Origin of the sequence: Stutzerimonas stutzeri (genome assembly GCF_000952685.1) — a bacterium.
In the GTDB taxonomy this organism is placed as follows: Bacteria; Pseudomonadota; Gammaproteobacteria; order Pseudomonadales; family Pseudomonadaceae; genus Stutzerimonas; species Stutzerimonas stutzeri_E.
Genome location: NZ_JYHV01000037.1, coordinates 262,658 through 276,591 on the forward strand (window position 1 = coordinate 262,658; position 13,934 = coordinate 276,591).

General features: G+C 60.7%; 12 protein-coding genes. 8 read left to right on the forward strand and 4 right to left on the reverse strand.

All coding sequences use genetic code 11. The features are described from left to right. The first annotated feature begins 136 nt into the window (after positions 1-136). The 7 genes from UF78_RS19850 to UF78_RS19880 all read left to right on the forward strand — a co-directional run bounded on the left by UF78_RS19850 (position 137) and on the right by UF78_RS19880 (position 8,292). Complete coding sequence (locus tag UF78_RS19850) at positions 137-2,071, forward strand: putative nucleotidyltransferase substrate binding domain-containing protein (RefSeq protein ID WP_045163937.1); 1,935 nt, start codon at positions 137-139, stop codon at positions 2,069-2,071. Further along, positions 2,068-2,769 (forward strand): 3'-5' exonuclease, encoded by a 702-nt coding sequence (locus UF78_RS19855; RefSeq protein ID WP_045163938.1) that lies wholly within the window; start codon positions 2,068-2,070, stop codon positions 2,767-2,769. The genes UF78_RS19850 and UF78_RS19855 overlap by 4 nt, the downstream gene beginning before the upstream one ends. Before the next feature lie 133 nt (positions 2,770-2,902). Further along, positions 2,903-3,421, forward strand: coding sequence for an RNA polymerase sigma factor (locus UF78_RS19860; RefSeq protein ID WP_045163939.1), 519 nt, complete (start codon positions 2,903-2,905; stop codon positions 3,419-3,421). A gap of 2 nt (positions 3,422-3,423) precedes the next feature. Continuing rightward, the gene (locus tag UF78_RS19865; protein ID WP_045164369.1) at positions 3,424-4,404 is read left to right on the forward strand and encodes a FecR domain-containing protein; all 981 of its coding nucleotides are present in this window, start codon (positions 3,424-3,426) and stop codon (positions 4,402-4,404) included. A gap of 128 nt (positions 4,405-4,532) precedes the next feature. Beyond that, on the forward strand, positions 4,533-6,992 hold the full coding sequence (locus UF78_RS19870; protein ID WP_045163940.1) for a TonB-dependent receptor: 2,460 nt from the start codon (positions 4,533-4,535) through the stop codon (positions 6,990-6,992). Beyond that, on the forward strand, positions 6,992-8,113 hold the full coding sequence (locus UF78_RS19875; protein ID WP_045163941.1) for a PepSY-associated TM helix domain-containing protein: 1,122 nt from the start codon (positions 6,992-6,994) through the stop codon (positions 8,111-8,113). The genes UF78_RS19870 and UF78_RS19875 overlap by 1 nt, the downstream gene beginning before the upstream one ends. Beyond that, the gene (locus UF78_RS19880) at positions 8,110-8,292 is read left to right on the forward strand and encodes a hypothetical protein (protein ID WP_045163942.1); all 183 of its coding nucleotides are present in this window, start codon (positions 8,110-8,112) and stop codon (positions 8,290-8,292) included. Before UF78_RS19875 ends, UF78_RS19880 begins: the two co-directional genes overlap by 4 nt. Before the next feature lie 66 nt (positions 8,293-8,358). On the opposite strand, the gene UF78_RS19885 is transcribed toward UF78_RS19880, so the two are convergent. The 4 genes from UF78_RS19885 to UF78_RS19900 all read right to left on the reverse strand — a co-directional run bounded on the left by UF78_RS19885 (position 8,359) and on the right by UF78_RS19900 (position 12,295). Then, positions 8,359-8,880 carry a hypothetical protein gene (locus UF78_RS19885; RefSeq protein ID WP_045163943.1) on the reverse strand — a complete coding sequence of 174 codons (522 nt, stop codon included), beginning with the start codon at positions 8,878-8,880 and terminating at the stop codon, positions 8,359-8,361. Between the two features lie 90 nt (positions 8,881-8,970). Then, entirely contained in the window at positions 8,971-10,740 is a 1,770-nt protein-coding gene (locus UF78_RS19890) for a sodium:solute symporter family protein (RefSeq protein ID WP_045163944.1), read from the reverse strand. A 6-nt stretch (positions 10,741-10,746) separates the two neighbouring features. Next, positions 10,747-11,010, reverse strand: a complete 264-nt coding sequence (locus tag UF78_RS19895) for a DUF4212 domain-containing protein (RefSeq protein ID WP_045163945.1) — start codon at positions 11,008-11,010, stop codon at positions 10,747-10,749. 763 nt (positions 11,011-11,773) lie between these two features. Beyond that, complete coding sequence (locus UF78_RS19900; protein ID WP_045163946.1) at positions 11,774-12,295, reverse strand: ATP-dependent zinc protease; 522 nt, start codon at positions 12,293-12,295, stop codon at positions 11,774-11,776. Positions 12,296-12,419: 124 nt separating this feature from the next. On the opposite strand from UF78_RS19900, the gene dbpA reads away from it, so the two are divergent. Beyond that, entirely contained in the window at positions 12,420-13,799 is a 1,380-nt protein-coding gene (dbpA, locus tag UF78_RS19905) for an ATP-dependent RNA helicase DbpA (RefSeq protein ID WP_045164370.1), read from the forward strand. The last annotated feature ends 135 nt before the right edge of the window (positions 13,800-13,934 follow it).

Genomic DNA, 13,934 nt, shown 5'->3' on the forward strand with positions numbered 1-13,934 from the left:
GCAGAATCGGCAACACCCAGTTGATACAGCTGATGCCTGTCAGCTCAAAGCGCCTTGCCCGCGACTAGACTTACGTCCAATGTGCCCCTTCGGACCTGCAGCCCACCATTGGGCGCAAAAAATGGACGCAAAAACCATGAGCAAAGCCGATGCTTTCGCCGAGGCAGGCAAGACCGCCGTCATGCAGAACATCCATGGAACCATGGAGTTTCTGCGAAAGTTTCCTCCATTCAATCAAATGGAGCCGGGCCATCTCGCCTACCTGGTCGAAAACTGTCAGCTGCGCTTTTACAGTGAGGGCGACTGCATCATTTCGCCCGATGATGGCGTCGTCGAGCATTTCTACATCGTCAAGCAGGGGCGTGTGCACGGTCAGCGTCCGCATACCAGCAAGCGCGGCACCGAGACCACGTTCGAAGTGATCGTCGGCGAATGCTTTCCGATGGCGGCGCTGATGGGCGAGCGCGCCACCCGTACCGGCCATTTCGCCGCGGAAGACACCTTCTGTTTCCTGTTGAACAAGCCTGCGTTCATCAAGCTGGTGTCCAAATCCGCCGCGTTCCGCGACTTCGCCATGCGCGGGGTCAGCAGCCTGCTGGACCTGGTCAACCAGCAGGCGCAGATGCGCGCGGTGGAAAACCTCGGCGCGCAGTATTCGTTGGATACCCGTATCGGCGAGCTGGCGTTGCACCATCCGGTTTCCTGCCTGCCCTCCATGCCGTTACCCGAAGCGGTCGGCCTGATGAACGACAGCAACGTCGGCAGCATCGTGATCACCGATGAGGCACTGCATCCGCAAGGCATCTTCACTTTGCGCGATCTCCGGCACGTGATCGCCAACGGCACCACCGAGCTATCCGCGCCGATTTCCCGATTCATGACGCCAAACCCTTTCCATCTGCCGCCGGACGCCAGCGCATTCGACGCGGCGATCGCTATGACCGAGCGGCATATCGCCCACGTTTGCATTGTCGAGAACGGTACGCTGCGCGGCGTGATTTCCGAGCGTGACCTGTTCTCCCTGCAGCGGGTCGATTTGGTCCATCTGGCCCAGGCGATCTCCCACGCCGACAGCGTCGAGACGCTGGTGATCATCCGCAGCCGCATCCTGCCACTGGTCGACAACATGCTGGCGCACGGCGCCTCCTCGACGCAGATCACCCACATCATCACGCTGCTCAATGATCACTCGGTCTGCCGCGTCATCGAACTGGCCATCGACGCGCTCGGCGATCCCGGCGTCCCGTTCACCTGGCTGTGTTTCGGCAGCGAAGGGCGCAGAGAGCAAACACTTCACACCGATCAGGACAACGGCATTCTGTTCGAAGCCGCCGACGCCGCCGAGGCTGCACATATCCGCGGACGCCTTCTACCGCTGGCCGAGCGTATCAACCAGGACCTGGACACCTGCGGCTTTACCCTGTGCAAGGGCAACATCATGGCCAGCAACCCCCAGCTGTGCCTCTCGAGGCAGGAATGGCAACGCCGCTTCAGTTCGTTCATTCGCGAGTCAACGCCGGAGAACCTACTCAGCAGCACCATCTATTTCGACCTGCGGGCTATCTGGGGGCCGTGTGAAGGTTACGAGCAGTTGCGTCACGACTTGCTCGAGGAAATCGGCGAGAACCGCCTGTTCCAGCGCATGCTCGCCGACAACGCCTTGCGCCACCGACCGCCAGTGGGTCGCTTCCGCGATTTCGTGGTGACCCGCAAGGGCGAGGGCAAGCCGACCCTGGATCTCAAGGTGCAGGGCCTGACACCCTTCGTCGACGGTGCACGCCTACTCGCGCTGAGTCACGGCATCGCCACCTGCAATACCCTCGACCGGCTGCGCCAACTGGTCGAAAAGGACGTCATCGACGCAAAGGATGGTGCGGCCTATGAAGAGGCCTACCATTTCATCCAGCAGACGCGCATGCAGCAGCACCAGCAGCAGGCACGCGACGGACAGCCCTATTCCAACCGGCTCGACCCGGATAGCCTCAACCACCTGGATCGACGCATCTTGCGCGAATCCTTCCGTCAGGCCCAGCGCCTGCAGAGCAGCCTGGCCCTGCGTTATCAGTTATGAATATGCCCTGGTTCAAACTACGAGGCCCGATCCTCGGCCTGGAACAACTGCAACGACGCGATCAGCTGCCCGAGCCGGCGGCACTCGGCACCTGTCCGCTCCGCGAGCAGCGCCTGGTGGTGCTGGACCTGGAAACCAGTGGCCTGGATATGCGCCGCGACATCGTCCTGTCCATCGGCGCGGTGGTGATCGAGGACGGCGCCATCGACCTGGGCGATCAGTTCCAGTCGACCCTGCTGCGGCCGGCGCAGAAGATCAGCGAAAGCGTGCTGATCCATGGCATAGCCCCCAGCGAACTGGAGGCTGGCGATGATCCGGTCGACGCGCTGCTGGATTTCATGGAGTTCGTTGGTGATAGTCCGATCCTGGCGTACCACGCGGTATTCGACCAGCGCATGCTGGCCCGCGCCCTGCGACAGGCGCTCGGCTACAAGCTGCGCCATCCATTTATCGACGTGGCCGAGCTCGCGCCGATGCTCTGCCCCGACAACCGGCCACGGGAGAATGGCCTGAACGAGTGGTGCAGCCATTTCGGTCTGCAGGTGCTGCAGCGTCATCACGCCAGCGCCGATGCACTGGTCACCGCCGAACTGGCCTTGATCCTCTTCAGCAAGGCGCGCCGCCAAGGTGTGGATAACCTCGCCGCGTTGAACCTACGCTTGGCCAACTGGCGACAGCGCCAGCGTGCGCGTCTGTGATGTCGGCGGTAAGCACCCACAGCGCCCAACTTCGCCCACCGCATGCCGACAATCTGTCATTGCACCTATGACGGCAACTTGCGATCATGCGAATAGTTCTCGTTAGCGGCCATTTCGGCCTTGGAGCTTCGCCTTGTCGGCTGGTGAGTCGTCCAACCAACTCTTCGTGGGTTCGCTGTATCGCGACCATCGCGACTGGCTGCTCAATTGGCTGCGGCGCTATCAGGCCTGCCCGCACCGCGCCGAGGATCTGAGCCAGGACACCTTTTTGCGTTTGCTCAGGCGCAATGACCTGAACGGCGTGCGCGAACCGCGGGCGTTGCTGGCGACAATTGCCCGCGGCCTGCTGATCGATCAATTCCGCCGCAGCGCACTGGAACGCGCCTACCTCGATGAACTGGCGCTTCAACCGGAAGACACGCAACCCAGCGCCGAAGAGCAACTTCAAGTCATCGAAGCGCTGCGCGAGGTAAACGAGCTGCTTGGCCAGCTCTCGGCGAATGCGCGAGCCGCCTTCTTCTATAACCGCCTGGATGGCATGACGCACGGCGAGATCGCCCAGCGTCTCGGCGTTTCGGTCCCTCGCGTGCGTCAGTACCTGGCCCAGGCCCTGCGCCAGTGCTACATCGCGGTTTACGGCGAGCCTACATGAACATGGACCGTCAACCGGTATCGGCCCGCGTGCTCAATGAAGCCATCGCCTGGCAGCTGCGCCTCGGTGACGAAACGGCCGGCCCCCAGGTCAATGCCGAGCTCCAACGCTGGCTGAGCGATAGCGCCGAGCATGCCAAAGCCTGGGCGCAGCTGGGCGGCATCGACCAGCAACTGGGCAGTATCAATTCCCCGAGCGCGCGACATGCACTGCAGATCAGCGCGACGTCCCAGCGACGGCGAGCCACCGGCCGCGCCTTTCTCGGGCTGGCCTTGTTCAGCACGCTGGGTATAGGACTGGCGCTGCAGTCGCAGCCCTTGCCGGTGTGGCTGGCCGACGAGCGCACCGGCAGCGGCGAGCAACGGAGCCTCATGCTGGCCGACCGTAGCCATATCCAGCTGAACAGCCGCAGCGCGCTGGATATTCGCTTCGATGAGCAAGAACGCAGACTGTTTCTGCACCGCGGTGAAGTGCTTGTCGAAACCGCACCGGGCAGCGACCCGAGACCCTTTATCGTCGAAACTGAACAAGGTGATCTGCGCGCGCTCGGCACGCGATTCATCGTTCGGCAAGAGGGTGATGCAACCCGCCTGATCGTACTCCGATCCGCCGTGGCCGCGCTTCCGGACAGCCTCCAGGCGGGTCGTACCGTGCGGGCTGGCGAGCAGGTAGTGATGCATCGTGACCATCTTGACGACAATCAGGAAGCACCGATCGCCGCAGACGCCTGGAGCCGGGGCATGCTCGTGGTGGAAGACCTGCCATTGGGCGATCTGCTGGCGACACTCGGTGAGTACCGCCGTGGGTACCTCGGCCTTGACCCGAGCCTCGAATCCCTGCGCATCAGCGGCAGCTTTCCGCTGAATGACACCGACCGCGCGCTGGCGGCCCTGCCGCCCAGCCTACCTGTGCGGATCGAGCGGCACACCGATTGGTGGGTCAAGGTGGTTCCGGCGCAACCCGCCAGCCCCCCGGGCAAGTAGCGACGGCGCCCACCACAACGGCGCTGCAGGCCCCTATGAAAATATTTTCAGCTGCCCCTATCACTTTTCATTTCTGATCCGGCCTGATGAATAACTGAGACATATTCCTATTCGGGAGTTATTCACAAATGCCATCGCTTTCACTGTTCCGTCCCAGCCTCCTGGCCGTTGCTATTGCCGTCGCACCACTGCCACTACTGGCCCAGGCGGCCAACGGCGAAGCGGTTGTTGGCGATGTTCGCGAGTACTCTCTGCCCGCCGCACCTCTGGCCTCGACCCTCAATCGTATCGCCGCCGAAGCGGGACTGGTGCTCAGCATCGATCCGGCGTTGACCCGCGACCGCATGGCCGAGCCGGTACAAGGCCGCTTCGATGGCCAGGGTGCGCTACAGCGAGCCTTGCGCGGCAGCGGACTCGAACTTCGTCAGGACCCTTCGGGCAGCTTCAGTTTGCAGCAGGCAGCAACCGAGGCGATGGCACTGCCGGATGTCACCGTGACGGCAACCGAGGCGTTGGCTGAGGGCGGCGAAGAAAGCGGCTATCGTGCCAGCGCCGTGCGAAACGTCGGCGCGCTGGGCGCAATGGCACTCCAGGATGCTCCCTATTCGGTGACAGTGATTTCCTCGGAGCTGATGGATAACATCCAGGCCACCTCCAGCGACGACATCTTCAAGCTCAGCCCGACCACGCAGTTCACCTCCCCGACCAGCGCCGGTTACGCCAGCGCGGTAGCCATTCGCGGCTTCAGCGGCGTCGGCAACCTGAGCATTGCCAATGATGGCCTGCGCTTCAGTAACGGCTACGATGGCGGCAACTTCATCGAGGAAATGGAGCGGCTGGAAATCCTCAGCGGTCTGTCCGGCTTCCTATATGGTCCGGCCAGCCCCGGCGGACTGGTCAACTACGTGCTCAAGCGCCCCACTGCCGAGCGCTACAACAGCGTGACCTACGGCACCCCTGGCGGCGAGAACCAGTACCTGCACGGCGACTTCGGCGGACCGATCGACAGCGAAGGTCGCTTCGCCTACCGCGTCAACCTGCTCGCCCAGGACGGTGAAACCGCCATTGACGGACAGGTCGAACGCCGTCACATGGCCAGCGTCGCACTGGACTGGAACGTCAGCGACGACTTGCTCATCCAGTTCGACGCCTCGCACAAGCAGAGCGAGACGCGGGGCCTCACCAGCTACTGGTACTTCGCCGATCAAGCATTCCGGCCTGATGCCGACGACTTGGAGAACGACGAGCTCTATAGCCAACGCTGGGCCTACAACGACAGCCGCCACGACCGTGTCGGCAGCCGCTTCCAGTGGCGCCTGAGCGACGTGTTCAGCCTGCGCGGCGCGCTGGGCTACAGCCAGTACACGACCGAATACGCCTATACGGGGCCGACCGTGAACTCGGCCGGCGTGTACGTCCAGCCGCTCTACGCCTTCGCCCCGGTGGAAACCGAAGAGACCTCCGGTAACCTTTTCCTCGATGCGGTTTTCGATACCGTGGGCATCGGCCATGAGATGACCTTCGGTTACCAAGGGAACACCGCCCGAGTTCGCTATAACACCGATTACATCCCTTATGCCGCAGGCACGTTCTGCGGCAGTACTGGTAATGGGCCGCAATATGTAGATGTACTGTGCGGCGCGGCTTCCTTCGACAAATCTCCGCAAGTCGCCAAGCCCGCCTACGACCTGGGCGACGGCGACTACCATCTGGCCAGCCGCACCCAGTCCGACAGCGTACTGATCGGCGACGTCATCACATTCAACGAACAATGGTCGACGATCCTCGGCGTGACGCACTCGCGCATCAAGACCTTCAGCGACAACTTCGTCTGGGTCGAAGCGTTCGGCAGCGAGCCGGAAATTGAGGACTACAGCGAAACTAAAACCTCGCCCAACGTCTCGCTCGTCTACAAGCCAGTCGAGTGGCTGACTACGTACGTGACCTACATCGAAGGTCTGCAGACGGGCGGCGTGGCGCCGAGCGGCTCGAACAACGCCGGCCAGGCACTGGCGCCGATCGTAAGCGAGCAGTACGAAATCGGTGCGAAAGCCGAGCTCGGCGGCGCCCTGTACACCGTTGCGCTGTTCGACATCGAGAAGCCCAACACCTACACCAATGCAGCCAATTTTTTCGTTCAGGATGGCATGCAGAACAATAAGGGCCTGGAGTTCAGCGTAACGGGCAACGTTACCCCAGCACTGACGCTGGTAGGCGGCGTCACTTTGCTCGATCCGGTGGTAGAAGGCGCGGCGAACGCTGCCAACGACGGCAATCGCCCGGTCGACGTGGCGAGGCACCTGGCCAAGCTGTACGGCGAATACGCGATCTTCGGCGTACCCGGGCTGACGCTCACCGGTGGCGCCTTCTACACCGGCAAGCAATACACCGACGAGGCCAACGACAATACCATCCCCTCGTTCACCACATTCGACCTGGGCGGTCGCTATCGCATGGCCTTGGCGGATGAACGTGCCCTCACTCTGCGTGCCAACCTGAGCAACCTGACCGACGAGGAATACTGGCTGAGTAGCCATTACATTGGAGCACCACGCACCCTCAAGCTGTCGGCGCAGCTGGAGTTCTAATGCGGACCACCACCATCCGTCGCTGGTCCTTCGTCCACACCTGGACCAGCCTGATCTGCACGCTGTTCCTGCTGATGCTTGCCATTACCGGGCTACCGCTGATCTTTCACCACGAGCTGGAGCACCTGCTTGGCGAGGCGCCCGAGCTGCGTGAGATGCCTGCCGACACCCCGCACCTGGATCTGCAGCAGTTGGTCGCAGCAGCCGAACGGCATCGACCGCAAGAGGTGGTCCAGTACCTGGGCTGGGAAGCAGACGAGCCGTCCGGTGTGGTCGCCATCATGGCGGCGACCGCCGGCACCGAGCCGAATTCGTCCTATACCTTCATGCTCGATGCGCGCACCGGCGAAGCGCTGGAAATGCCGGCGGCCAATGGCGGGCTGATGATGTTCTTCTTGCGCATGCACGTGGACATGTTCGCTGGGCTTCCCGGCAAGCTGCTTTTGGCTTTCATGGGATTGCTGTTCGTCGTCGCCATCATTTCCGGAGTGGTGCTCTACGCGCCGTTCATGCGGCGACTGGAATTTGCTCAAGTGCGGCATGAACGAGCCAGCCGTACCCGCTGGCTGGATTTGCACAACCTGATCGGCGTCGTCACGCTCAGTTGGGCCTTGGTGGTGGGCATCACCGGTGTGGTCAGCGCCTGTGCGGACCTGCTGATCGAGGCTTGGCGTGCCGAATCCCTGAGCGCGATGCTCGAGCCCTACCGGGATGCCCCGCCGTTGACGGAACGCGCACCGGCCAGTCAGTTGCTGAAAATCGCCGCTCAGGCAGCACCAGGCATGCAGCCGGATTTCATTGCATTTCCCGGTACGCGTTTTTCAAGCGAGCATCATTACACGGTGTTCATGAACGGCAGCAGCCATCTGACCTCACATCTGCTCACACCGGTGCTGATCGATGCGCAAACGCTCGACATCACAGCTGCCGGCAGCCGCCCCTGGTACATGGATGCGCTGTCGCTGTCCTCGCCGCTGCACTTCGGCGATTACGGCGGGCGGCCGATGCAGATTCTCTGGGCGGTGCTGGACGTGCTGACGATCATCGTGCTCAGCAGCGGGCTCTATCTATGGTGGGTACGACGTCGCGGCGCCACATCGACGCGCGAGGTGATGGCATGAGCTGGCGCCAATCGACGTTTCTGCTGCCCAGCCTGATCGCCCTGCTCGGCATGGCCGGATTGTTCGCCGCGCTGTTGGGTGATGGCTGGTGGGATACCTTGGCCTGGCTCGGGTTGGGCGCGCAGGCGGGGCTGGGGCTGTGGCCCCTGCTACCCCGGCCGCGGAAGCCGAGCCGGTAGCGAAAGGATCAACCAGCGCCAGCAGCCCTGACCGCCATCGCAGGCGGCATCGCTGGCATGGAGTGATCAGGAGTGATCGGCTGTGCAAACGGCCTGATAAAGCGGCGCAGCCACGTCCAGTTCGGTCATGGTTTCAAACTTCGCCTGACCTTCCTCGTTCAGCCGGAACATCACCTTCTCGGTGCAAAGCGCCTGGTAATTTGCGCTTTTCACCGTGGACATCAGATGATGCTTTTCAAAGCGATACAGGGTGAAACGAGCGACGGGACCCTTGCTGGTCTCTTCGATCTGCGCGCTCGCGCCATCGAGTACCGTATAGACCAGTGGCATCGGAAACTTGATGGTCCAGGGGCGCCAGAACATCTCACCCTCTTCGCTCGATACCACAACGGAGCCCTGCGGTAGACGCGCTTGCTTGGTGTCGAACCAGGTGTATTCGTAATGGATGGTGTAGCCGAGCATGCCCAGACCGGCAAATGCCGGGATGATCCACTTCGGTAGCCGCTTACGGGTCAGGCTGCGCAACAACAGCGCGACCCCCGCACCCGCCACTGCGGCGACGATTGCAGCGATTAGATGCCAGATCATATGAATCTTCCTTAAAAAAGTCGGGCTTCCAAATGGAAGCCCGACTTGTTTCACCCATGGGTCAGATTCTAAACCCAACTTCTGGACGAATTAGTGATCAAGCGCAGCGCCCGCACCTTTCGGAGTACGAACACTTTCGACCAGATCCTGAATCGCCTGCGGCGGTGCCTCGGTAGCCATCGATACCGCGTAGGCCACTGCAAAGTTGAGCATCGCACCGATAGCACCGAAGGCTTGCGGGGAAATGCCGAACATCCACTCTGCAGGCGTATTGGCGAACGACGCAGTGCCTGGAATGAAGAACCAGCCCAGATACAGGAAGATGTAGACGCTGGTGCTCACCAGACCAACCAGCATGCCCGCGACCGCACCCTTGCTGTTCACACGCTTGGAGAAGATCCCCATCATCAGCGCCGGGAACAAACTCGATGCTGCCAGACCGAACGCCAGTGCCACCACCTGTGCCGCAAAGCCTGGTGGATTCAGCCCCAGCCAGGTAGCCACGAGAATCGCACCCGTCATGGAAAGACGAGCAGCCAGCATCTCGCTCTTCTCGCTGATCTTCGGATTGATGATCGTTTTGATCAGGTCATGACTAATCGCCGAGGAGATAGCCAGCAGCAGACCTGCAGCTGTCGACAGCGCTGCCGCAATACCGCCCGCCGCGATCAGACCTACAACCCAGCCAGGCAGGTTGGCGATTTCCGGGTTGGCCAGAACGATGATGTCATTGTTGACGACCAGCTCGTTGCCGTTCCAACCACGCTCTTGCGCAGTAGGAGCAAAGGCAGCGTTGGTGTCGTTGTACATCTGGATGCGGCCATCATTGTTCTTGTCTTCAAATTGGATCAGACCGGTTTCTTCCCAGGTCTGCATCCAGGCCGGACGCTCTGCATGGAGAATCGCTTCCGCCTGCGGACCTTCCGGATAGATGGTGTTGACCAGGTTCAGACGAGCCATGGACGCAACGGCCGGAGCGGTCAGGTACAGCAGCGCGATGAAAACCAGGGTCCAGCCAGCCGACCAGCGAGCGTCAGCTACTTTCGGTACGGTGAAGAAGCGAATGATGACGTGCGGCAGACCAGCAGTACCGATCATCAGCGACAGGGTGAACAGGAACATGTTCAGCTTGTTGTCGACATCAGCAGTGTAAGCAGCGAAGCCCAGGTCCTGAACGACAGTATCCAGCTTGTCCAGCAGCGGCATACCGGATTCGACGTGGGTACCGAACATACCGAGCATCGGAATGGGGTTACCGGTCAACTGGAAGGCGATGAACACGGCCGGGATGGTGTAGGCGATGATCAGCACCACGTATTGCGCCACCTGGGTATAGGTGATGCCCTTCATGCCGCCAAATACCGCATAGGCGAACACGATCGCGGCAGCGAGCCAGATACCAACGTCGTTGCTCACTTCGAGGAATCGGGAGAAAGCAACACCAGCACCGGACATCTGGCCGATCACGTAGGTGACCGAAATCAGAATCAGGCAGATAACCGCAACCAGGCGCGCGCCTCGGCTGTAGAAACGATCACCGATGAAGTCAGGTACGGTGAATTTGCCAAATTTACGCAGATAGGGCGCCAGCAGCATCGCGAGCAACACGTAACCGCCGGTCCAGCCCATCAGGTAAACCGAAGTCGCGTAACCACCGGATGCAATGATACCCGCCATCGAAATGAAAGACGCCGCAGACATCCAGTCAGCTGCAGTTGCCATACCGTTAGTTACGGGATGGACGCCACCGCCAGCTACGTAGAACTCTTTGGTCGATCCAGCTCGGGCCCACACCGCAATCCCTATGTACAGCAGGAAGGATGCGCCCACAAACAACATATTTATCCAATATTGGCTCATTGTGGCTTACTCCTCGACCCCGAATTCCTTGTCCAGTTTGTTCAGCCGCCACGCGTAGTGGAAGATGATCAAAATGAACGTAATGATGGAACCTTGTTGGGCGAACCAGAACCCCAGATCTGTTCCGCCGACCGGGATACCGGACAACAATGGGCGCAAGAGGATAGCAAAGCCATATGAGACGAGAGCCCAGACCACAAGGCTCCATGTTATGAGGCGAACGTTCGCCTTCCAGTACGCAGCAGCATTTTCTTTATCGGCGTCGGCCATGACGTTCTCCGTCTTATTGTTATTACGGGTAAAGGAAACCACAGCGTGAATCTAGCAAGGAAGCGTTACGGAAAGAAAGCCCCGACTTTAGTCTGACGAACGCCTAAATGGCCGGTATATGCTGTCTCCCGGACGCCCTTCAGAATGAAAAATCAGGTTGGCAGCGTGCATCTGATGAGCCCTGATGCCGGGGCGCGTCGCACTGTCGGCGAACGTGGCAGAGAGGACATCGACAATAGCCCTTCAAAATGAACGGCCATTTTCGAAACCATGCGAGTCGCTAGTCCACGGATGCAACCAACTCATCGCACTTACAAACAGGGCAAATCATTGCCCGTATCTCTGCCGTTGAATCAATTCCGAGCACAAACAAAACCCAGTGATCATTTGTTACTGATATACCCATTAACGAGACGGACATAAAACCAACAGCTAATTGCAATATAGATATAGAAGCTACGCGGAAAATATTTACTGCTTCCCGGATAAACTCCCTGTTAGATGAAGTGCGTCGCACATTTCCCTCGCGCCTACACTTTCTTTTGCGTAAGCCGCCACGTTGTACTACCGCTCTCAATCATTTGGCAAAGACCGCCACACGGGATCAGAAGCAAAACAGCCCGACTCGGTGGTCGGGCTGCAGGTGATGTCTGCGCAGGATTCGAACAGAGGCGGATATAACACCCACCAGGCAGGCCAGAGCGGAGCTGCCGGCACAAAGCCTACCGATACCGTAGCTTTGCTATGTCCCGGCAGCCTTGCCTCAGCAAGCAGGGCGACCCGCGGTGTATTTCTGCGCAGGATCGATGGCGGCTTCGAGATCGCGGATCGCCGTGGCGCCGATCAGCAGGGGGTAACGAAAATGGCTGCGGTCGGTAAGGTTCACCTCGGCGTCATGCAGTTGATCACCGATGCATAGCTGCATCTCGACCACCGGTCGCTCGGCGACATCCGGCCCACGCTCAAGATCGGTATCGTCGTCGGTGTTCGCCGCCTCCTCTGCCCGAGTCTTGATCTCGGCAATGCGTGCCAGTGGCCGCTCATAGAGGGTATCGCCGGCGCCTTCGATGGCTAGGCGGAAGCGCACCCAGTCTTCGCCTTCACGTTCGAAACGCTCGATGTCCCGAGCCGACAACGAGGCGGTCATCGCGCCGGTGTCCATCTTGGCCTTGAGCGTCTTGCCGAGATCCTCGACCTTGATCTGTTCATAGCGGCCGAAGAGCGTCGGCTCTGCGGCAATGGCGGGAAGGGATAGCGCACTGAGCAGCAACAACAAACGGGACAAAACAGCCTCCTGGGAGTATCCATTGACTTCCTTTGGGACTCGCTTCGGCTGTATCCGTTCCGGCCACGCGACGACCGCACAGGCCTGTTAGACTGCGCGCCACCTTCCCTTGCAGATCATTACCGTGCCCAGTTCAGCCTTCGCCACCCTGCCCCTCAGCCCCGCGACGCTGGCCAACCTCGACGCCCTCGGCTACACCGACATGACGCCGATCCAGGCGCAGAGTCTGCCAGTGATGCTCAAGGGGATGGACCTGATCGCACAGGCCAAGACCGGCAGCGGCAAGACCGCCGCCTTCGGCATCGCGTTGCTCGAGCCGCTCAATCCCCGCTATTTCGGCTGCCAGGCACTGGTGCTATGTCCGACCCGTGAGTTGGCCGATCAGGTCGCCAAGGAGCTGCGCCGACTGGCACGCTCGGCGGACAACATCAAGATCCTCACCCTCTGCGGCGGCGTCTCCATCGGCCCGCAGATCGGCTCGCTGGAACACGGCGCGCACGTCATCGTCGGCACGCCCGGACGTATTCAGGAACACCTGAAAAAGGGCACGCTTAAACTCGACGGTCTCAACACGCTGGTGCTCGATGAAGCCGATCGCATGCTCGACATGGGCTTCTACGATGCCATCGCCGAGATCATCGGGCAGACCCCGAGCAAGCGTCAGACGCTGTTGTTCTCCGCCACCTACCCGGCTGGCATCAAGCAGCTTTCGGCGACGTTCATGCGCGACCCGCAACAAGTGAAAGTCGAAGCGCTGCATGACGACACGCAGATCGAACAGCGCTTCTACGAGATCGATCCGGAAGATCGAATGAATGCCGTGGTTCGCATCCTCGCCAGCTTCCGCCCCGAAACCTGCGTCGCGTTCTGCTTCACCAAACAACAGTGCCAGGAGCTGGTCGACCAGCTCAGCGCCAAGGGTATTTCCGCCATGGCGCTCAATGGCGATCTGGAGCAACGCGATCGCGATCAGGTCCTGGCGATGTTCGCCAACCGCAGCCTGTCGGTACTGGTGGCGACCGATGTTGCCGCCCGTGGCCTGGATATCGATGCGCTGGACATGGTGATCAACGTCGAGCTGGCGCGTGATTCGGAGATTCACGTCCACCGAGTCGGGCGTACCGGGCGCGCCGGCAAGAAGGGGATTGCCATCAGCCTGGTCGCTCCCGCCGAAGCCCACCGCGCCCGGGCCATCGAGGAACGTCAGAAAGCGCCGCTTAATTGGCAACCGTTGAGCGATCTGAAAGCGCAGTCGGGCGGACCACTGCAGCCGCCAATGGTGACACTCTGCATCGGCGCAGGCCGCAAGGACAAATTGCGCCCCGGCGATATTCTTGGTGCGCTCACCGGCGATGCGGGAATTCCGGGCACGCAGGTTGGCAAGATCGCGATCTTCGATTTCCAGGCATTCGTCGCGGTCGAGCGCGATGTCGCCAGACAGGCGCTCAACCGCTTGAATGCCGGGAAGATCAAAGGGCGGTCGTTGAAGGTTAGGCAGCTGTAAGACCGGATGGAAGCCAAAGCGGAATTTCGCGCGGGTGCGCGGGGTTTCGTTCGGCTCCACCGCCCGGCTTTGATGGGTTGCACCCATCCTACGAAGCTGACGTAGGGTGGATCACGCTTCACCGATCCACCAATC